The organism is Deltaproteobacteria bacterium (genome assembly GCA_005879535.1).
GTDB lineage: Bacteria > Myxococcota > Myxococcia > Myxococcales > 40CM-4-68-19 > 40CM-4-68-19.
Genome location: VBKI01000003.1, coordinates 12,992 through 13,890, shown reverse-complemented (window position 1 = coordinate 13,890; position 899 = coordinate 12,992). Strand labels below are relative to the sequence as shown.

Here is an 899-nt window from a genome sequence, read left to right as displayed (position 1 = left end):
CGCCGGCAACAGGAGGAGCGACCATGCAGAGCAGGGCGACGGCGCAGTGGGAAGGCGATCTGATGTCGGGGAAGGGCAAGACCAGCGCTGGCAGCGGGACGTTCCGTGATGCCGCCCTGAGCTGGAAGGCCCGCACCGAGGGCGCTGCGAGCAGCACGACGCCCGAGGAGCTGCTCGCGGCGGCGCACGCAAGCTGCTTCAGCATGGCGCTCTCGAACGGGCTCGCGAAGGACGGTCATGCGCCGCGGCGTCTCGAGACCACGTGCACCGTGGAGTTCGGGCCCAAGCAGGGCGGCGGATTCGAGGTGAAATCCTCGTCGCTGGAAGTGCGCGGGCAGGTGCCCGGGATCGATCAAGCGGCATTCCAGAAGGCGGCCGAAGCGGCGAAGAACGGCTGCCCGATCTCGTCGGCGCTCAAGATTCAGATGAGCGTAAAGGCAAGCCTTCAGTCGTAACGGTCTCGTCTGCGTCGTCCGGATCCACGACTTCGGCGGCTGCCTTGCCGCCGAGGCCGCCGGCCACCGCGCCCACCGCCGCCCCGACTACCGCGCCGACAGGCCCGGCCACCACGGCGCCCAACGCCGCTCCCGCAACTCCAACACCGGCCGCGGACGCTCCGACGCCGACAGGGTGCGCCGGCGCGCCATGCGCGCGATGGGGATGGGCCGCATCGGCCTGCGTGTCGCTTTTCGGCTGCTTCGCCATCGATCTCTCCTCGCCTGCGTAGACTGGGCGCGCTTCGCGAGGTCGGGAAGTGGACGATCGCGGGCAAACATCCGACGGCCCGCAGGGTTGCCTGGCGCGCGGCGCGTGCAGACCGTGGCACATGCGATTGCTTGCGCTCGTCGCGGTCCTCGCTCTGTTCGCGTGCAGAAAGGCCGCGGACTCGCCGGTCCTCT

Annotated in this window: 1 protein-coding gene; it reads left to right on the top strand. The window is 70.1% G+C overall.

The window, feature by feature from the left end; translation table 11 throughout:
* The first annotated feature begins 23 nt into the window (after nt 1–23).
* A complete protein-coding gene (locus tag E6J58_00125) occupies nt 24–455 on the top strand; it encodes an OsmC family peroxiredoxin (protein TMB44460.1) in 432 nt (143 codons plus the stop codon).
* The last annotated feature ends 444 nt before the right edge of the window (nt 456–899 follow it).